The following is a 19899-nucleotide window of genomic DNA, read 5'->3' as shown; positions in this document are numbered from 1 at the left end:
TTTCTCAACTCAAAAGGACTGCACCATGAAAGCTCTCACCTCTGCCCTCGTTCTCGCATTTTGCTTCGCTCTCACAGCTTGCAACACCTTTCAGGGTGTGGGTCAAGACATTCAGAAAGCTGGCGAAAAAATTGAAGATGCCGCCAAGAAAAAGTAAGCATGAACAAATTCACCATTCACCAGGGCCTGGTTGCCCCGCTTGACCGTGAAAACGTCGATACCGATGCGATCATCCCGAAGCAATTTTTGAAACGCATCAGCAAAGCAGGCTTTGGCGACAACTTGTTTGATGCGGAGCGCTTTCTCGACGTGGGTGAGCCGTATTCCAAGCTGGCTGATCGCAAGATCAATCCAGATTTTGTTTTGAATCAATCCCGCTATCAAGGCGCCAGCATCTTGCTTTGCCGCAAAAACTTCGGCTGCGGCTCCAGCCGAGAGCATGCGCCTTGGGCGATTGAGCAATATGGCTTTCGCGCTTTGATCGCGCCAAGCTACGCGGATATCTTCTTCAACAACTGCTTCAAGAATGGTCTGCTGCCTATCGTGTTACCCGAAGCTGTCGTGGCGAAACTCTTTGATGAAGTCAACGCCTTCCCCGGCTACCAACTCACAATCGATTTGGACAAGCAGGTGGTTTTGAAGGGCGATGGCGAAGCCATTCCCTTTGAAGTCAATGCCTTCCGCAAATACTGTTTGCTCAATGGTTTCGACGATATCGGCCTCACACTGCGCCACAGCGACAAAATCAAAAGCTTTGAAGCCGAGCGCTTGGCCACCAAGCCTTGGCTCGCTGCCACCCTCTAGTTTTTAAGCCATTTAGCCCTTTCGCCGGCATGGAGTATGCGCGGGCTGCTATTATTTTTATAGTAAACATATCATGAAAATCGCTATTCTTCCCGGTGATGGCATCGGCACTGAAATCGTTGCAGAAGCAGTCAAAGTTCTTAAAGCGCTTGATCTGAAGTTTGAAATGGAAAGCGCGCTCGTGGGCGGCGCGGCTTATGAGGCACACGGCCATCCTTTGCCTGAAGCCACACTCAAGCTCGCCAAAGAAGCTGATGCCGTGCTCTTCGGCGCTGTAGGCGATTGGAAATATGACAAGCTGGATCGCCCACTGCGCCCCGAGCAAGCGATTCTTGGGCTGCGTAAAAACCTCGGCCTGTTTGCCAACTTCCGCCCTGCGATTTGCTACGAGCAATTGGTCAGCGCATCCAGCTTGAAGCCTGAGCTGATTTCCGGCCTTGATATTCTCATCATCCGCGAACTCACGGGCGACATCTACTTCGGCCAACCCCGTGGTCGCCGCGTTGCCACGGATGGGCATTTCCCTGGCGCGCAAGAAGCTTTTGACACCATGCGCTACAGCGTGCCCGAGATCGAGCGTATTGCGCATGTGGCTTTCCAAGCGGCGATGAAACGAAACAAGAAAGTCACCAGTGTGGATAAAGCCAACGTGCTGGAAACCTTCCAGCTCTGGAAAGATGTGGTCACCGAAGTCGGCAAGCAATACCCCGAGGTATCGCTCGATCACATGTACGTAGACAACGCAGCGATGCAACTGGTGAAAGCGCCCAAGGCCTTTGACGTGATCGTGACGGGCAATATGTTTGGCGATATCTTGTCAGACGAAGCCAGCATGCTCACTGGCTCGATTGGCATGTTGCCCTCCGCATCTTTAAATAAAGACAATCGCGGCCTGTATGAGCCAAGCCACGGCAGTGCGCCCGACATTGCAGGCAAAGGCATCGCCAATCCGCTGGCCACGATCCTCTCAGCTGCGATGATGCTGCGCTTCTCGCTCAATCAGCCGGAAGCTGCATTGCGCATCGAAGAGGCCGTGAAGAAAGTGCTCGCCCAAGGCTTGCGCACGGGGGACATCTACAGCGAAGGCACAACGAAGGTCAACACCGTACAAATGGGTGATGCTGTTGTCAAGGCACTGGCTTAACCGCCAGCAGCTTTGCTAACGAAACCCCCAAGGCAGCACCCACACATTGAGCTGCCACAAAGCCCAACGCGCTTACGGGAGCAATGCCAGCAAAGCTGTCACTCAACATGCGGCCAAACACCGCTGCAGGATTGGCAAAGCTGGTGCTTGCTGTAAACCAATAGGCTGCGCCGATATAGCAAGCCACCATTGCGCTAGCTTTTGCATTCACACCAGCTGCCCCGCTGCGGATGATGACAAAAAGCAAACCGCCAGTGGCCACAGCTTCAGCGATCCACTGCCCCCAGCCACCACGCAGCTTGGCGCTGGTTTGAAAAATGCTCATATCAAACATCGCATGCGCAAGCCACGCGCCGGTGGCCGCGCCTGCGAGTTGCGCAACGATGTAAGCAGCCGCTATAAATACAGAAGCACTTTGCGCAGATTCTATGCCGGCTAGAGGCCGTTTACGATCAAAAAATAAGGCCCAAATCGTTACCAAGGGATTGAAATGTGCGCCGCTCACAGGCCCGAGTGTCTCGATCAATACATACAACGCAAACACCGTAGTCAGTGTGTTGGCAAGCAATGCAATCGCCACATTACCACCCGAAAGCCGCTCAGCCATGATGCCCGATCCGATCACGGCGCAGAGCAATGCGATTGTGCCAAGAAATTCTGCAAAAGCTTTTTTTGAAAGACTGGCTTCACTCATACCGAAGCAAGCTCCTTGGCACTCTGCCGTAAGTTGACAGCTGAGAGTTTCTCCAGCGGCAAATCCACCAGCGCTTGCAGGCGGCGGCGCATAGCGTGCAAAGTTTGACGGAAAGCCTCGCGTTTTTCATCATCGCTGCCGCTGCCAGCGCTTGGATCTGGGTAGCCCCAATGCGCGCTTGCTGGGTTGCCTGGCCAATAGGGGCATGTCTCGCCAGCAGCGTTGTCGCACACGGTGATGATCAAATCCATCTTCGGCGCATTGCTTTGTGCAAACACATCCCAGCTTTTGCTGCTCACACCTTCGGTATCAAACCCGTGCTCGCGCAGCACTGCTAAGCCTAGCGGGTTGGGGCTGCCACCTTCACGCGGGCTACTGCCTGCGGAGAAAGCTTTGAAGCGCCCTTCGCCCAAGGCATTGAGCAAAACTTCAGCCACGATGCTTCGTGCAGAGTTGTGGGTGCAAAGAAACAAGACATTGATTGGCTCACTCATTCATCCATCTCCTTGTTCAGCAGCAAGAAGACGTGCTTGCGCCAGATGCACTCGCAGAACCGCAACTGGCCACCGCAGGAGCTGATGTGAAAGCAATGTCTTTCAACGAAATTTTGGGCTTCAAGGAAGAAGGCGCGCAGCATGCGCTTGATTCGCTCGCCATGGAGGCGGCGGTTTCCGTGCCATAGGTGGTGGCCTCGCCCATTGTCACAAAGCTCTCCCAAGCAATGCCCTGCGGATCATGCACCCAGCCTTTGTCGCTCTTGGCGTAGCAGCAGGTCGTCTCGCCTTCGTTCATGAAGGCCAAGCCCGCCGCCTGCAACTGCGATGTCATCGCATGCAGCTCAGGTGCGGAATCCATCTGAAAACCCAAATGATCAAGCCCCGTTTGCCCTGCATGCGCCGGGCGCGCAGAAATCGCGAAATTGATGCGCGGATCTTCCAACATCCATTTGGCGTAATCCGGTTTAGCGACTGTGGGCTGCTGGCCAAACAAGCTGTTGTAGAACTGTGTAGATTGCTCAATGGATTCCACTGCGATGTGAATATGAAAGCGTTTCATCGTGCTCTTTCTCCTAAAATATAGACAAAATCAGCTGTTCGCCGTCGTAGAATCTGCGCAAAGTGCTCTCTTTTTGATAGCGACTAACAGCAACCGCCGGCAGGATCAGCCGCGCAGCAGTTCTCACTCAAAAAGCCCAGCAGCCCCGTCATACGCGAAAAATCTGCGCGGTAAATCAAGCTACGCCCCTGCTGCTCCACTTGCGCGAGCTGCGCATTGACCAGCTCCTTCAAGTGAAACGACAAACTCGAAGATGGCATATCCAGCATGGCTGCGAGCACGCCCGGCGTGAGCCCCGCAGGCCCTGCTTGCACGAGCGCGCGGTAGGCGCGCAGCCGCTGAGCTTGTGCCAGCGCAGCCAAGGCTTTCACTGCATCGGCTTCTGAGACGCGTGCAGTTTTGGGCTTCTTTTTTGTTTCCATAATTCGATAATAATGGAAATATAGAATCTTTGCAAACCAACGCCCAAAAAAATTCCATAAGCGTATGACGCGTCACACAAACGTCATATGACTGTCATGCCTTTGACACGTGATCTGTATCCAATGCTTCGCGAAGGGCGCATGGTGCTGCCCGGAGCATTGGATATGACATTTGATTTGAATTCGCCGCTGCGATTTTTCATACAGCCCTTGCGAGGCATCGGCTTGGCCGTGTTGGCCGCATCCTCTTTCTTGCTCGCCTCTTGCGGCGGTGGTGACGACATCTCAACACCGCCCCCCTTGCCGCTCTTGCCATCCACGGCCACCGAGCTCACGCCCTCCAGCCTCAGCATGGAAAAGGTGGCTGGTTACACGCATACGGGCGGCCTCGGCGCAGCAGAAATCTCTGGTTTTGATCCGATCAGCCGCCGGCTGTTTGTAGTCAATGGCGCGCAAAGCTCGGTCGATGTGCTTGGCATGGCGAGCACAGGCACGGGCGCATCCGCCACGCTCTCGGTGACTCTGGTGGGCTTGCTCACCTCCTCACAATTCGGCGCTGGCTTGGGCGGTGTCAACAGTGTGGCCATCTACAACGGCATCGTTGCGCTCGCGGTTGAGGCAGCCACCAAGACCGATGCAGGCATCGTTGCGTTTGTTCGCGCCAGTGATTTGCAGGTGATTGGAACGCGTACCGTCGGTGCATTGCCAGACATGCTCACCTTCTCACCAGATGGAAAATTCCTCTTGGTCGCCAACGAAGGCGAGCCCAACAGCTATGGCCAAGTCAGCTCGATTGATCCGGAAGGCTCGGTGAGTGTGATCGAGATCGCAGGCCTCTCGCCCACAGCATCAACGCTGCAAACGACTCTCACCACCGCCGGCTTTACTGCATTCAACACTCAAGCCGCTTCGCTGCGCATGCAAGGTGTACGCCTGCCCGGCATTGGCACCACAACGGTCGCGCAAGATTTGGAGCCCGAATACATCACCATCGCTGACGATAACCGTACCGCTTGGATCAGCTTGCAAGAAAACAATGCGATTACTGTGCTCGATATTCCCAGCAAAACCATCACCAGCATCCGCGCCCTTGGCCTCAAGGATCACAGCTTAAGTGGCAATGGCTTGGATGTGAGCAACGAAGATGGTGGCACAAACACCAATTCAGGCACGCCCACTATCAAGATCAGCAATTACCCGATCAAAGGCATGTACATGCCCGACGGCATCGCTTCTTTTCGCACTGGCACCCGCACTTTCATCGCCACCGCCAACGAAGGCGATGCACGCGAATACACAGGCGTGAACAGTTTTGGCCGCGATGATCCGCGCGTTCGCGACTTTTGCAGCACAGGCTTTGACAGCAGCGTTTACGGCACACTCACAGCCACCATGGGCTTTGACAGCTTCTTAGGCCGCTTGCGTGTGGATGCCTTCGCTGGCGCAAACCGTACAGGCAAAAATGCCTCAGGCCAATGCAATGAATTGGTCGCTTTCGGCGCTCGCTCCCTGAGCATCTGGGATGCGGATAACTTCGGTTTGGTCTGGGATTCTGGCGACCAGTTAGAGCAACGCACTGCGCTTTTGAACCCCACGTTCACCTTCAATGCCAGTAACGATAACAACACGCTCGATGATCGCAGCCCAGCAAAAGGCCCAGAGCCGGAGAGTGTGATCACCGCTAAATTTGGCACGAAGACCTTCGCCTTTGTGGGTCTAGAACGCGTCGGCGGCGTGATGGTGTACGACGTGAGCAATCCTGCAGTGCCTGTGTATGTGACTTACCTGAACACTCGCACGGGCACAAGCGGTGATCGTGGCCCAGAAGGTTTGCTACTCGTCAAAGCAGCAGATTCACCAAGCGGCAAACCTCTGCTCATTGTGTCGAATGAAACCAGCGGCACGACAGCGGTTTTCCAAATCAATTTGCAGTATTGAGTTTCGCGGCCAGTTGCTCTGGCGACTGGTTTACTTTGTGACTGTCACTGATTTTTCACAATACTGCCATACGAGTGACACACAACCGCGCCAACATCAACACGTTCTAGATTTTCGTTGTTATTCGCCTGGAGAAAAAAATGGCAAAAGATTATTCGTTAATGGAAGACTCCAACCCTTCCTCCAATCCTTCTATTCATGAGGTGTCTGACCCAGCACGTCGCCTGATTTTGCGTGGCGGCCTGGGCTTGGCCGCTGGCGGTATTTTCAGTGGCTTGGCTGGTTGCGCAGCAGGTGGTGGCTTGAGTGGCCCACTGATTGGCTTCAAGAGCGTGCCTGTATCCACCAAAGATGCCATCGTTGTGCCCGAGGGTTACACCTCGCAAGTGATGGCACCCTGGGGTGATCCGATTGGCTTAGCTGGCAATATGCCTGCTTTCAAATACGATGCCACCAACACCGCCGCCGAACAAGAAGCGCAAATCGGCATGCACCATGATGGCATTCACTTCTATCCACTCGGCCAAGGCGCAGAGGGCAGCAAACGCGGCCTGTTGGTGATGAATCACGAATACACCGACGATGGCCTCCTGCACGCTGATGGAATGGCCACTTGGAGTGCAGAGAAAGTGAAAAAAGCACAAGCAGCCCATGGTGTTTCGGTGATAGAAGTGCGCGAAACGGGTGGCACCTGGGAAGTGGTGCGCCCTTCTCGCTACGCCCGCCGCTTCACGGGCAACACTCCCATGACAATCGCCGGCCCTGCTGCAGGCCATGCACTCATGAAGACCGCCGCCGATACCACTGGCACACGTGCCTTGGGCACGTTGAACAACTGCGGCAGCGGCATCACACCATGGGGCACTTACCTCACTTGCGAAGAAAACTTCATCGGCTACTTCAGTGGTGGTGCAACACAAACTGCTGATGAGCGCCGCTGGGGCTTGCGCAAAGATGGCTGGGGCTATCGCTGGCATGAGCATGACGAGCGCTTTGATGCGACCAAGCATCCTAATGAGATCAATCGCTTCGGTTGGATCGTTGAAATTGATCCCATGGATCCCACCGCGACGCCGATCAAGCGCACAGCCATGGGTCGCGCCGCACACGAGGGCGCTACGGTTGCAGTCACAAAAGACGGTCATGCGGTCGTGTATTCCGGTGAAGACGCGCGTTTTGAATACATCTACAAATTCGTGAGCGAGAGAAAAATTCGCCCTGCGACTGCCACACAAACTGCTGCACAAGCCAACCGCAATTTGCTCGATGATGGCATTCTGTATGTGGCCAAGTTCAACGCAGACGGCACAGGCGAATGGTTGCCCTTGGTGCAAGGCATCGGCAAGCTCACGACGGCTGCTGGCTTCAAAGACCAAGGTGAAGTTGTCATCAAAACACGCCAAGCCTCTGACTTGCTCGGCGCCACGAAAATGGATCGTCCTGAGTGGATCGACATTGACAAGCAAGGCTGGGTCTATTGCACACTGACCAACAATTCTGACCGTGGTGCGGCCAACCGCCCCGCTGTGGATGCGATGAACCCGCGCGCCAATAACACGCAAGGAAACATCATTCGCTGGAAAGAAGAAGGTGACTTTGATGGCACCAGCTTCCGCTGGAATCATTTCGTGCTGGCTGGTGATCCTAGCCTCGCACGCGCTGAAGCCAAAGGCAACATCAAAGGCGATATGTTCTCCTGCCCCGATGGTTTATGGACGGATTCACGCGGCGTGCTTTGGATTCAAACTGATATGAGCACCTCTGCCATGGGCAAAGGTGATCTGATCAACATGGGCAACAACATGATGCTTGCCTCTGACGTGACCACAGGAGAAACCCGCCGTTTCCTGACTGGCCCGGCAGGCTGCGAGATCACAGGCGCGACGCAAACGCCTGATGGCCGCACCATGTTCATCAACATCCAGCATCCCGGTGAGAGCCCGAGCGAGAAAAGCGATCCCACTGCAGTGACGAAGATTTCAAGCTGGCCTTTCAACAACCGCCCACGCTCAGCGACGGTCGCCATCCGCCGCAAGGATGGCGGCATCGTAGGTACCTGATGCAACAAATCAAAGCCCTCCACTGCGAGGGCTTTTTTTATCCCGTTCACACATAACAGGAGGATAGCCCCATGAAAGATATTCCCGTTCCTACACTCGGTCTCTCACCCACTCAGCTGATGCCATCCCAATTGCCACGGGGGTCACTTCATCCGGTCATGCCTGCTCCTGCTGCAAAACTGGATGAAGAACGCTCAGCCCAAAACGCGGTTCTGAGTGTCACTTGGGCAAGCCACCTTGATGAGGTGCGTGAAGCGCAGCGTCTTCGTTACGCCGTCTTCGCAGGCGAGATGGGCGCGAGCTTGAGCAGCGAACTTGCAGGCCACGACGTGGATCGATTTGATGATTTTTGCGAACACCTTTTGGTACGCGATCAAAACACAGGTCATGTGGTTGGCACCTACCGCTTACTCACGCCCGTACAAGCGCACCGAGCTGGCGGTTTGTACACAGGAACAGAATTTGATATCCAGGCATTGGATAGCCTCAAACCGCAAATGGTCGAGTTGGGCAGAAGCTGCGTGCATGCGGATTACCGCCACGGCGCTGTGATCATGGCCTTATGGGGTGCATTGGCGCAATTCATGCTGCGCAACCAACTCTCCAGTATGGTCGGCTGCGCCAGCATTCCCATGCTTCATCAAGGACGCGTCAGCGGTGATGCCGCGGCCAGCATCTGGCATCAGGTTTCACAAACCCATTTGGCTGATCCTACTTGGCATGTACATGCCCACACGCCCTTGCCAATCAACCAATTTGATCTATCCCTCGATGTGGAGCCGCCCGCACTGATCAAGGGTTATTTGCGCCTGGGTGCACGGGTATTAGGTGCGCCAGCATGGGATCCTGATTTCAACACGGCTGATTTGCCCATGCTGCTTCGCATAGAAGACATGCCCACACGCTACAGAAAGCATTTCTTAGGCGCGTAGTTACTTCCAAGTCTTGTATTTTTGCGGTTTAATGACTGTCATCAAACCGTCACGCTCGCAATGCAAACTGGCATGAGTCACCTTTAAATACATCGCTTGCATGCCTACACTTCCATCAGAATCTGTTTCACCAGCGACGCACTATCTCGACCGCGATCTAAGTCTCTTGGCCTTCAATCAGCGTGTTCTCGCATGGGCCAAGCGTGAAGATGTGCCGCTGGTAGAGCGCCTGCGTTATCTATGCATCGCCAGCTCAAATTTGGACGAGCTATTTGAAGTACGCGCTTTTTTGCACTTGGCTGCTTACCAATCGCAAGACACCAAAGGCAATTACAGCGTGGGTAGCTTCGAGGCTTTGCACGCACGTGCGCACGCTTTGGTCGCCGAGCAATACGATCTTTTTAACCATGCCCTGACGGAGCGTTTTGCACAGGAAGGCATTTCAATCGTCGCACATGGCGAGCGAGATGCAGCGCAAAGGCGTTGGGTGCGTAAGTACTATGAAGATGAAGTGCGGCCGCTGCTCGTGCCGGTTTTGCTGGATCCGGCGCATCCTTTTCCGCAGGTGGCCAGTAAATCGCTTAACTTCATCGTGCAGCTTGGGGGTGTGGATGCATTTGACAGGAAGAACACCGTTGCCATTGTGAAAGTGCCGCGTGTGTTGCCGCGCATCATTGCGCTGCCCGCCAAACTGTGTGGCAAGAAACAACTGTTCATCTCGCTATCAAGCGTGGTCCGTGCGCATCTCGAGGATCTGTTTCCAGGGCGTGCTGTGGGGCAATTCTCCCAATTCAGAGTCACGCGTCATACGGATATGGCGATTGACGAAGAGGATGTGAAAAATCTGCGCATGGCCTTGCGTCAAGGCTTGCAACATCGCCACTATGGTCAGGCAACGCGCATTGAGGTATCGGCAAGTTGCTCGCATGAGCTCTCTGCCTTGCTTCTCAAGCAGTTTGAATTGCCAGAGATGGCTTTGTACCGCGTGCCTGGACCCGTGAATCTTGTACGCTTTGGTCAACTCGCTGACTTGGTAGAAACGCCTTCACTTCGCTTTGCACCCTACACGCCCTCTTACACAGCCAGCATGCAGCAACAAGTTCGTGGGCTGTCGATTTTTGATCGACTCAAACAAGGCGATGCTCTGTTGCATCAGCCATTTGAAAGCTTTGATGCTGTGATTGAGTTCCTACGTGAGGCCGTCTATGACCCCAAGGTACTCGCTATTCGCCAGACGATTTACCGTGCTGGCGCTGATTCTGCGATGATGGATTTGTTGGTGGAGGCGGTTAGGCGGGGCAAAGAGGTTTTGGCTGTGGTGGAGCTCAAAGCACGCTTTGACGAAGAAGCCAATATCAATTGGGCAGAGCGTCTAGAAGCCATTGGTGCACAAGTGGTGTACGGCGTCGTGGGTCTGAAAACCCATGCCAAGATGTTACTGGTCACACGCAAAGAAGGCAAACAGCTCAGGCGCTACGGCCATCTCTCCACAGGTAATTACAACCCACGCACTGCTCGCCTGTACACAGATATCAGCTACTTCACGCAAGATGCACAACTAACCTCCGACATGGAGCAGCTCTTCGTGCATTTGGCCAGCCAAAATCATGTCCCCAAGGTGCAAAAGCTGTGGATCGCGCCGTTTTATCTTCATCGCGAGGTGATTTCGCGCATTGATGCCCTGACGGCAAAAGCAGCAAAAGGCAAGAGCACACGCCTGATCGCCAAAATGAATTCTCTCACCGATGAGCCGATCATGGATGCCCTGGTGCGAGCTGGCCGTGCGGGAGTACAGATCGATTTGATCGTGCGCGGCGCGTGCATGTTGCCAGCGCAAGTGCCAGGTTTGACAGATAACATCCGGGTGCGATCTATCATTGGCCGCTTCCTAGAGCATTCGCGTGTTTTTTACTTCCGTAGCGGCAACGATGAAGAGCTGTATCTCTCCAGTGCAGATTGGATGAACCGAAATATGCTGCGCCGGATCGAACTGGCTTGGCCAGTCACTGATCCTGTATTGCGTCAGCGCATCATTGAAGAATGCTTAGGTGCCTATCTGCATGATCAGATGGATGCTTGGGAAATGCGCCCGGACGGAAACTACGAGGCCATTCACTTGCCAGAAATTGGGCACAGCGCCCAAGAGGCTTTGATGCAGCGATACGGACAAAAGAGCTGAGCTCAGGTGCGATATGGATTTGCTCTTATGGCGACACGCAGAAGCCTACGATGCGAACGAAGATCAGCCAGATGATCTGCTGCGACCACTGACGCCTCGCGGTCTCAAGCAAGCCCAGCGTATGGCTAAATGGCTTGAACTGCATATGCCTGAGGGCGTACGAATACTATGCAGTCCTGCGGTGCGTTGTGAGAGCACGGTTGCTGCATTGCGGCGTAAGTACAAGATTTGCCCAGAGCTTTCGCCTGATGGCAATGCACGCGCACTGATCGAGCTGGCGAATTGGCCTGAAGCACGCATGCCGGTGCTTGTGGTTGGGCATCAGCCTATACTGGGCCAAGTGATTACGCAGGTGCTGAACATGCCCGAGCAGAATCTCTCCGTACGTAAAGGCGCTGTGTGGTGGCTGCGCAGCCGCATGCGCTTGGATACGCAACACACGCTTGTTCATTGCGTGCAATCGCCAGATTTACTATGGTGATGCTAGCTCAGCAGTAGTGCCAGCGTCCAAGAAGTTTTTTGCCAAGACTGCACTTCTTGCTGCAGCAAATGCATCGATTGCGGAAATTTAGATGCCCATGATGGGGTGTAGCTCAGCGTAAAATTTTTAGACGCCACGTGGCAGTTCAAGCTCAAGCCTTTGAGCGCTGGTGCTACACGTGCATGGCAGAGTAACACCGCTAAGCGCAACGACATGAGCTGTTGAACAAAACGCACGTCTTCAAAATCTGCTTCCAACTTGCGTAGTTTTCCTTTGTGGCCAAGCACCAGCAGGCTCAAGCGATGCAACTCATTGTTGGAGAAGCCCAGCACATCAGCATTCTCCAAAATGTAGGCACTGTGCTTGTGGCAGTCGCTGTGCGAAATAAGTGCCCCGACTTCATGCAGCTGGCTTGCCCAGCGCAGCTTGCGTTGATGACGCTGACTTTGTTCGGGTACGTCGTCAAAACTGTCGATCACATTAGCAAAAAAGTGTTCTGCAGCCAGTTGCACCCGCTGAGCCTGCAGAGCATCTACCTCAAAACGACGCGCCAAGCGCTCAATGGATTGACTGCGAATATCTGCCGTATCACTGTCGCGCCCGATCAGGTCATGGAGAACGCCGTGTCGAAGACCGGTATCCATTGCCCGCATACGCTCAATACCAAGCAGGTCAAACACTGCAATCAACACACTCAAGCCCGCACCCAGCACTGGGCGGCGATCTTCTTTCAATGCAAGAAGGTTCAGCTTATCGATATGCCCCGCGCTTTGCAATTGCTGGCGTAATTCCACCAGCGCTTTCGCTTCAATCCACCCCTCAGGCCGCCCACCAGCATGCAAAATATCGGCTATCGCACCAATCGTACCAGCGGAACCGTAAGCCGCCGTCCACCCTTTTGAGAACCCCGTCATGGCTTCATCGAGCACGGCTTTGGCGGCAATGATGGCGGTGTCAAATGCCTGCGCATCGAGTCGTCCATTTGGAAAATAGCGCTCGGCCCAAACCACACTACCCACGCGATAGGATTCCATGGCTCTAGGCTGGGAGCCTATGCCCACAATCAACTCCGTCGAGCGGCCGCCAATATCCATCACCAAACGCTTCTCCTGCGCACCCTCGAGCACCTGAGAGACGCCTTGATAAATCAAACGTGCCTCTTCACGGCCAGAAATCACATCAATGGGGAAACCCAAAAGTTGTTCCGCTTTTTTCAGAAAAAGATCGCGGTTGCGCGCCTCACGCAAAGTTTGCGTGGCCACTGCGCGCACTTGGAAACTTTTGAAGCCAGCCAAGCGTTCACCAAAGCGCGCAAGGGTCGCCCAACCGCGCTGCATTGCTTCTGATGTGAGATTGCGTTGCTCATCTAGCCCTCCGCCTTGGCGCACGGTTTCCTTGAGGTAATCCACCCTGAACACGCTGCCGTGATCCAAGCGCCCAATTTCCATGCGAAAACTGTTGGAGCCGAGATCCACAGCAGCGATCAAACTGCCATCTTGCATGGGACTGCTTTCGTATTGATGCTGAATCAATACATTAGCATGAAAAGCAGGTCGTGCAGACATACTAGGCTTTAGCCAATCACGCGACCATCCATCCTCATCATGGATTGCGTCACGAACGCGCTTTGCAGACGGCCGTTTTCCAGCTCCACGCGAAAGCCATCGACTTCCATGGTTTGACGCCGAGAAAATGCTTCAAAAACGGCGGAGCGATTGAGTGACTTGGCTGACTGCATCACCTGTGCGGTGTAGCGCGCGGAGATATAGCCCGCCAGACTCAATGCTGTGGGTGGCTCATCGAAATACTTGGCTAAGACTTGGCGAAAGCGCTGTGCAATACGCGCAGAAGAGGTCACGACCGGCACAGCTTGCGTACCGATCACAGGCACGTGTTTGCCACCGCTCATTTGCAGCGCGGTTTGCAAGTTCACATCGGCCAGTGCCACGATGTAGCGAATACCGCCGGATCGATTCCAGCCTTGCATGAACTGCACCAACTCAGGCGTACCCCCCACAAAGAGCACCAGTGGCACCTGTGTGGCGCTGATCTGTCGCGCCTGTTGGAGCAGATCGGCTTGTACGGGCAATTGCTTCAGCGTCAATTTCAGGTTCTTAGCAATGCGCTGGATGTCTAAAGTATTGGACATGAAATCACGCTCGCTTTGGTAGACCACGGACAAGCTGGTGATCCCCACATTGCTCATGTTTTGCAAGGCATGCTGGATTTGATGTTCGCGCGTGGAAAAAATGGGAAACGTGCCGCGCTCAATGTCAACAGCGGAATTTTGTAGCCAAGGCGCAGAATGAACCAGTTCGGTGCGCTCATTGCTATTTTTTGTGGTGATTTGCACGGCCAAAGGATCCGCGCAGGTGCCAAATGTGGCGACACAGTTCTCGTCGTCGCGCAATTGCTGCCAGGATGCATCGCGCTGGGCGACTGAACCATCCATCTCAATCACCTGATGGCGAATCCTCTGGCCGCGAATACCGCCGGCAGCGTTGATCTCTTGCCATGCAGCACGGCTGCCAATAATGAAGTCTTTGGAAATATCTTGGTAAGCGTTGGATACGTCAGCGATTTGCCCCACCATCGGGCTGCGTGAAGCAATGCCTTGCGCCCAAATGCTGGGTGCCGCCAAACTTGCGCTGCTTGCCAAACCCACCCCCACCAACTGACGGCGTTGTAAATTCATATTGTTTAACTCCCTAAAATAAACCATAGATCAGCTTGCCTGCCTGTGTAAAACCTCATAAAAATCAATGACTTATGGGTTTTTGCAGTGCTACAGCTCAGCGTTACTAGGGAATGTACTGAGTGATCGTGTCCCTGCCATGAAAGTTTTATGACGGAATCATGACAAAACAATTTCCAATGACAGTCATCAAACCGTCATAATGAAGTCGTAAAGTTCTTTGCATCCACTAGCCGCTTGGCGGTATTTTTTGCAAGGTCAAACACCATGAACCGTTCTTTCAAGACTTCGCTGCTCGCTGCAGTCGCTCTGTCAGCCAGCTTCGCAGGCGTAGCATTCGCACAGGAAATTACTGGCGCTGGCGCCTCCTTCCCCGCTCCGCTGTATTCCAAATGGGCTGCGGATTACAACAAAGCCACCGGCGTGAAAATCAACTATCAATCCGTGGGCTCAGGCGCTGGCCTACGCCAGATTGAAGCCAAGACGGTGGATTTCGGCGCGTCTGACATGCCTTTGAAAGACGAAGAACTCAAGGCTAAGAATCTCGTGCAGTTTCCCACTGTGATCGGTGGCGTGGTTCCTGTGATCAATGTGAAGGGTATCAGCCCAGGCCAACTACGCCTCAATGGCCAAGTGCTTGGCGATATCTTCTTGGGCAAAATCACCAAGTGGAATGACGCTGCGATCAAGGCGCTGAACCCAAGCGTGAATCTGCCTGATGCAGACATCGCCCCCGTGCGCCGCGCTGATGGCTCTGGCACCACCTTCATCTTCACCAACTACCTCTCCAAAGTCAACGCCGAGTGGAAAAGCAAAGTGGGCGAAGGCACAGCAGTGAATTGGCCTACCGGCGCGGGCGGCAAAGGTAACGAAGGCGTTGCTGCATTCGTGGGCCGTTTGCCAAACTCGATTGGCTACCTCGAATATGCCTACGTCAAGCAGAACAAGCTGAACTATGCTTTGATGGAGAACGCTGACAAGAAATTTGTGGCTCCGGATGACGACACGTTCAAAGCAGCTGCAGCTGGTGCAGATTGGAACAAAAGCTTCTATCAAATCCTGACGCAACAGCCTGGTGCTGCCGCTTGGCCTATCAGCGGTGCAACCTTCATCTTGATGCAAAAGACCCAAGATAAGCCACAGAATGCAACTACGGCACTCAAGTTCTTTGACTGGGCCATGATGCAGGGCGATGCAACTGCGGCCGGATTGGATTACGTTCCTATGCCTGACAGCTCAAAAGCAGCCATTCGCAAGGCATGGGGCGACATCAAGGATGCCTCTGGGAAGCCAGTGGCCTTCAAATAATTACTATGAATTAGATAGCAGCCGGCGCAGATTCTGTGCCGGCTAAGTGCTTAAAACATCCTCAAACAGAGCAAGAAATATGGCCACAACAGTCAGCGCATCAGGATCCCGAACCATTGATCGGCTCTTTGGCTGGGGTGCCCGAGGCGCTGCAGTCATCACATTGGCCTTGTTGATCGGCATCATCATTTCGCTCATCATCGGTGCTTGGCCTTCTATAGCGGCTAATGGTTTAGGCTTTTTAACCAGCGCCCAGTGGGATCCGGTGCAAGACAAGTATGGCGGTTTGGTGATGATTTACGGCACGCTGGCCACTTCAATCATCGCTCTGGTGATAGCAGTACCGGTAAGTTTTGGTATCGCATTATTTTTAACCGAGCTCTCGCCTGCATGGCTGAAGCGTCCTTTGGGCACAGCCATCGAGCTGCTAGCAGCCGTGCCCTCTATCGTTTATGGCATGTGGGGTTTGCTGGTTTTTGGTCCTATTCTTGCCGAATATATTCAGCAGCCTTTGCAGAAATTGCTCAAAGGCGTGCCCTATTTAGAAGTTTTGGTGGCAGGCCCACCCGTAGGCATCGGCCTCCTCTCCGCTGGCATTGTGCTAGCGATCATGATCATTCCGTTTATTGCTTCTGTGATGCGTGATGTGTTTGAAGTCACGCCTACCTTGCTCAAAGAATCTGCTTACGGTTTGGGCTCGACCACTTGGGAAGTGATGTGGAATGTGGTGCTGCCCTACACCAAAGCAGGTGTCATCGGCGGCATCATGCTCGGCCTTGGACGCGCTCTGGGCGAGACCATGGCCGTTACTTTTTTGATCGGCAACATGAATCAACTTGATTCGCTCTCCCTATTTGAGCCCGCCAACAGTATCACCTCAGCCTTGGCCAATGAGTTTGCCGAAGCAGCTCAAGGCCTGCATCAGGCTTCACTGATGTATTTGGGTTTGGTGCTGTTCTTCATCACCTTTGTCGTGCTTTCCCTGTCCAAGCTTTTGCTCTCGCAATTGCGCAAGGGTGAAGGAGCAAAGTCATGAGCGCCGTGATGAATTCATCCTCAGTAGCTGCCCCCGTGCCGTCGAGCAAAGAAAAACGTGCTTCACGTTTTGCCAAACGCAAGCTCATCAATCAAATCGCGCTTGCACTCTCCCTGGCTGCGATGAGCTTCGGCTTGTTTTGGTTGGCCTGGATTTTGTGGGAAACCTTGCGCCTCGGGCTCTCGGGTATCTCATTGGCCGTATTCACAGAAATGACCCCACCGCCTAACGATGCGGGTGGTTTAGCCAATGCGTTATATGGCTCTTTCGTGATGGTGGCGCTCGCCACTTTGGTGGGCACACCGATTGGCATCATGGCTGGTGTGTATTTGGCCGAGTACGGCATGAAAAGCCGTTTGGCATCCGTGACACGCTTCGTCAACGATATTTTGCTCTCAGCACCCTCTATCGTGATTGGTCTGTTTGTGTACGCCGTGATTGTGGCGCAAGTCAAATCCTTCTCTGCAGCTGCAGGCATTGTGGCACTGGCGCTGATTGTGATTCCGGTTGTGATCCGCACCACTGAAAACATGCTGGCTTTGATTCCAGCAGGTCTGCGTGAAGCCGCCTACGCTTTAGGCACACCGAAATACAAAGTTATCATGAGCATCACCTTGCGTGCAGCACGGGCGGGCGTAGTCACTGGCATCTTGCTTGCCGTGGCGCGCATTGCGGGCGAGACCGCTCCATTGCTGTTTACGGCGCTCTCCAATCAATTCTGGACGAACGACCTGCGCGAGCCAATGGCAAGTCTACCTGTGACGATCTTTAAATTCGCCATGAGCCCTTATGAAAATTGGCAAAAACTGGCCTGGGCTGGCGTGCTGATCATCACAGTTGCTGTCCTTGCACTGAATATTCTCGCTCGTGTTCTCACCCGTCAAAAATAAACCCATACCACCATGGAAAACACCAAACCTCGTTTGCCTACAGAGCCCGCCAAACTCACTGTGCGTGATCTGAACTTCTACTACGGTAAATTTCACGCGCTGAAAAATATCAACCTCACGATTCCAGAAAAAAAGGTGACCGCATTCATCGGCCCCTCAGGCTGTGGCAAATCTACCTTGCTGCGCACGATGAACCGTATGTTTGAGCTTTATCCCGAGCAACGTGCGACTGGCGAAATCGTGCTCGACGGCGAAAATCTGCTCACTTCCAAGCAAGATGTCGCACTCATCCGCGCTAAGGTCGGCATGGTTTTCCAAAAGCCCACGCCTTTTCCCATGTCAATCTATGACAACATTTCTTTCGGTGTGAAGCTGTTTGAAAACATGAGCAGCTCAGAGATGGATGACCGCGTGGAATGGGCACTGCGCAAGGCGGCGCTCTGGGGCGAAGTGAAAGACAAGCTCAACCAAAGCGGCGCCAGTCTTTCCGGTGGTCAACAACAGCGTCTGTGCATTGCGCGTGGTATCGCGGTATTGCCTCAAGTGCTCTTGCTCGATGAGCCCTGCTCTGCATTGGATCCCATCTCTACTGCCAAGATCGAAGAACTGATCACTGAATTGAAAAGTGAATACACCGTGGTGATCGTGACGCACAACATGCAGCAGGCTGCGCGTTGCAGCGACTACACCGCGTATATGTATCTCGGCGATCTGATGGAATTTGGTGATACAGAAAGCATGTTCTTCAAACCTGCTCGTAAAGAAACCGAAGACTACATCACAGGTCGTTTCGGTTAAACAGCACCTGCATCGCACCTCTCAACTCAAGGCACACCATGGCAGACAAACACCTCTCTACACAATTTGATTCTGATCTCAACGCGGTCTCCAGTCGCCTCATGGAAATGGGTGGCTTGGTCGAATCACAAATGCGCGGCGCGATTGAGGCGCTCACCAACTTCAGCGCAGAAGCTTCTGACCGCGTGATCGCTGCAGAGCAACGTGTGAATTCGATGGAAGTCCAAATCGACCATGATTTGACTTCGATCATTGGCCGTCGTCAGCCTACCGCACGTGATCTGCGACTTCTGATGGCGATTGCTCGTGTCACCGCCAACTTGGAGCGTATCGGCGATGAAGCGCAAAAGATTGCGCGCATGGTCAAGAGCATGATTGCCAGCGGCGCCATGCGCTCCCTTCCCTCCAGTGAGCTGCGCGTCGCACTTGAATTGGCCAGTGGACTCCTGCGTAAATCACTCGATGGCTTTGCACGGCTTGATACTTCGATTGCACTGGCCATTTTGAAAGAAGACGATGCAATTGACCGCGAGTTCAACGGCTTCATTCGTAAATTGGTGACTTACATGATGGAAGATCCACGCACGATATCGCCATCGTTGGATCTCTTGTTTGTAGCAAAAGCGCTTGAACGCATTGGCGACCACGCCAAAAATATTGCTGAATCCATCATTTATATCGTGGAAGGCACCGATGTTCGCCATACATCGATCGATGAGATCGAGTCTGCACTTCGCTGATAGGAAGCTGTATGAAACGCCTTCGAGCCCTGATCGTTGAAGACGAACCCGCCATCAGTGAGTTGCTGGCGATCAATCTTCGGCACAACGGCTTTGAGCCTGTTGTCTGTATGGATGGCGAGCAAGCTCAAAGAGAATTGGATGCTGTGCTGCCCGACATCGTTTTACTCGATTGGATGCTACCAGGTGCCAGCGGTATCGCATTGGCGCGCCAATGGCGCAAAGCCGAGCGCACAAGGCAAGTCCCTATTTTGCTGCTCACAGCTCGCTCTGAGGAAACAGACAAGATACAAGGACTTGATGCCGGCGCAGACGACTACATCACCAAGCCTTTTTCCACGCAGGAGCTGATGGCACGCATCCGTGCGATTTTGCGCCGCCGCGCACCTGAGCAAACAGCACAGTCGCTGAGCATTGCCTCGCTTGAGCTAGACAGCGCGACGCATCGCGTGAGTTTCTCTGGTGCTGAGCTGAAAGTGGGACCTACAGAATTCAAACTGCTACGCTACTTGATGGCTCATCCTGAGCGCGTTCACAGCCGGGCGCAGCTCTTGGATAAAGTTTGGGGCGATCATGTTTTCATTGAAGAGCGAACTGTTGATGTACACATCAAACGTTTGCGCGAAGCACTACAAGGTGCGGGCAGCATGATTGACACAGTTCGTGGCGCTGGCTATAGAATCACAGCACAAGCAGTTTCACAGACCACCTAAGCATGGGTA

The 19899-nt window shown here is 53.7% G+C and carries 20 protein-coding genes; 14 read left to right on the top strand and 6 right to left on the bottom strand.

Translation table 11 applies throughout. The annotated features are described in order from the left end of the window. The first annotated feature begins 25 nt into the window (after positions 1–25). From KIH26_RS03690 to leuB, 3 genes are all read left to right on the top strand, one after another. Positions 26–157 carry an entericidin A/B family lipoprotein gene (locus tag KIH26_RS03690; RefSeq protein ID WP_213442549.1) on the top strand — a complete coding sequence of 44 codons (132 nt, stop codon included), beginning with the start codon at positions 26–28 and terminating at the stop codon, positions 155–157. A gap of 2 nt (positions 158–159) precedes the next feature. After that, on the top strand, positions 160–804 hold the full coding sequence (gene leuD / locus KIH26_RS03685; protein ID WP_213442548.1) for a 3-isopropylmalate dehydratase small subunit: 645 nt from the start codon (positions 160–162) through the stop codon (positions 802–804). 73 nt (positions 805–877) lie between these two features. After that, a complete protein-coding gene (gene leuB, locus KIH26_RS03680) occupies positions 878–1948 on the top strand; it encodes a 3-isopropylmalate dehydrogenase (RefSeq protein WP_213442546.1) in 1071 nt (356 codons plus the stop codon). Here the strand turns inward: leuB and KIH26_RS03675 are convergent. From KIH26_RS03675 to KIH26_RS03660, 4 genes are all read right to left on the bottom strand, one after another. After that, a complete protein-coding gene (locus tag KIH26_RS03675; protein ID WP_213442544.1) occupies positions 1932–2642 on the bottom strand; it encodes an aquaporin in 711 nt (236 codons plus the stop codon). The genes leuB and KIH26_RS03675 overlap by 17 nt on opposite strands. After that, complete coding sequence (locus KIH26_RS03670; protein WP_213442542.1) at positions 2639–3136, bottom strand: arsenate reductase ArsC; 498 nt, start codon at positions 3134–3136, stop codon at positions 2639–2641. The genes KIH26_RS03675 and KIH26_RS03670 overlap by 4 nt, the downstream gene beginning before the upstream one ends. 16 nt (positions 3137–3152) lie before the next feature. Continuing rightward, positions 3153–3698 carry an ArsI/CadI family heavy metal resistance metalloenzyme gene (locus KIH26_RS03665; protein WP_213442540.1) on the bottom strand — a complete coding sequence of 182 codons (546 nt, stop codon included), beginning with the start codon at positions 3696–3698 and terminating at the stop codon, positions 3153–3155. An 83-nt stretch (positions 3699–3781) separates the two neighbouring features. Then, complete coding sequence (locus KIH26_RS03660) at positions 3782–4120, bottom strand: ArsR/SmtB family transcription factor (RefSeq protein ID WP_213442538.1); 339 nt, start codon at positions 4118–4120, stop codon at positions 3782–3784. Positions 4121–4216: 96 nt separating this feature from the next. On the opposite strand from KIH26_RS03660, the gene KIH26_RS03655 reads away from it, so the two are divergent. The 5 genes from KIH26_RS03655 to KIH26_RS03635 all read left to right on the top strand — a co-directional run bounded on the left by KIH26_RS03655 (position 4217) and on the right by KIH26_RS03635 (position 11710). Then, complete coding sequence (locus tag KIH26_RS03655) at positions 4217–6058, top strand: choice-of-anchor I family protein (protein WP_249660935.1); 1842 nt, start codon at positions 4217–4219, stop codon at positions 6056–6058. A gap of 140 nt (positions 6059–6198) precedes the next feature. Next, positions 6199–8118 (top strand): PhoX family protein, encoded by a 1920-nt coding sequence (locus KIH26_RS03650; protein ID WP_213442536.1) that lies wholly within the window; start codon positions 6199–6201, stop codon positions 8116–8118. A gap of 71 nt (positions 8119–8189) precedes the next feature. Then, on the top strand, positions 8190–9050 hold the full coding sequence (locus KIH26_RS03645; protein WP_213442534.1) for a GNAT family N-acetyltransferase: 861 nt from the start codon (positions 8190–8192) through the stop codon (positions 9048–9050). A 100-nt stretch (positions 9051–9150) separates the two neighbouring features. Further along, the gene (gene ppk1 / locus KIH26_RS03640) at positions 9151–11229 is read left to right on the top strand and encodes a polyphosphate kinase 1 (RefSeq protein WP_213442532.1); all 2079 of its coding nucleotides are present in this window, start codon (positions 9151–9153) and stop codon (positions 11227–11229) included. Between the two features lie 13 nt (positions 11230–11242). Then, a complete protein-coding gene (locus KIH26_RS03635) occupies positions 11243–11710 on the top strand; it encodes a SixA phosphatase family protein (protein WP_213442530.1) in 468 nt (155 codons plus the stop codon). A 2-nt stretch (positions 11711–11712) separates the two neighbouring features. Here KIH26_RS03635 and KIH26_RS03630 read toward each other — a convergent pair whose 3' ends face one another. Continuing rightward, entirely contained in the window at positions 11713–13212 is a 1500-nt protein-coding gene (locus tag KIH26_RS03630; protein WP_213444644.1) for a Ppx/GppA phosphatase family protein, read from the bottom strand. Between the two features lie 71 nt (positions 13213–13283). After that, the gene (locus tag KIH26_RS03625; protein ID WP_213442528.1) at positions 13284–14405 is read right to left on the bottom strand and encodes an ABC transporter substrate-binding protein; all 1122 of its coding nucleotides are present in this window, start codon (positions 14403–14405) and stop codon (positions 13284–13286) included. 267 nt (positions 14406–14672) lie between these two features. Between KIH26_RS03625 and pstS the strand changes: the two genes are divergently transcribed. The 6 genes from pstS to phoB all read left to right on the top strand — a co-directional run bounded on the left by pstS (position 14673) and on the right by phoB (position 19890). Further along, positions 14673–15713: a phosphate ABC transporter substrate-binding protein PstS gene (gene pstS, locus KIH26_RS03620; protein WP_213442527.1), complete on the top strand. Its 1041-nt coding sequence runs from the start codon at positions 14673–14675 to the stop codon at positions 15711–15713. Positions 15714–15792: 79 nt separating this feature from the next. Continuing rightward, entirely contained in the window at positions 15793–16749 is a 957-nt protein-coding gene (gene pstC, locus KIH26_RS03615) for a phosphate ABC transporter permease PstC (protein WP_213442525.1), read from the top strand. 8 nt (positions 16750–16757) lie between these two features. Then, entirely contained in the window at positions 16758–17639 is an 882-nt protein-coding gene (pstA, locus tag KIH26_RS03610) for a phosphate ABC transporter permease PstA (protein ID WP_213444642.1), read from the top strand. 12 nt (positions 17640–17651) lie between these two features. Beyond that, positions 17652–18437 (top strand): phosphate ABC transporter ATP-binding protein PstB, encoded by a 786-nt coding sequence (gene pstB, locus KIH26_RS03605; protein ID WP_213442523.1) that lies wholly within the window; start codon positions 17652–17654, stop codon positions 18435–18437. Between the two features lie 38 nt (positions 18438–18475). Then, positions 18476–19177: a phosphate signaling complex protein PhoU gene (gene phoU, locus KIH26_RS03600; RefSeq protein ID WP_213442521.1), complete on the top strand. Its 702-nt coding sequence runs from the start codon at positions 18476–18478 to the stop codon at positions 19175–19177. Between the two features lie 11 nt (positions 19178–19188). After that, positions 19189–19890: a phosphate regulon transcriptional regulator PhoB gene (phoB, locus tag KIH26_RS03595; RefSeq protein ID WP_213442519.1), complete on the top strand. Its 702-nt coding sequence runs from the start codon at positions 19189–19191 to the stop codon at positions 19888–19890. Positions 19891–19899: the final 9 nt, after the last annotated feature.

Source organism: Variovorax sp. PCZ-1, assembly GCF_018413605.1.
In the GTDB taxonomy this organism is placed as follows: domain Bacteria; phylum Pseudomonadota; class Gammaproteobacteria; order Burkholderiales; family Burkholderiaceae_C; genus JANMDU01.
The sequence above is the reverse complement of the archived record's forward strand: the minus strand, read 5'-3'. Positions and strand labels throughout refer to the sequence as shown.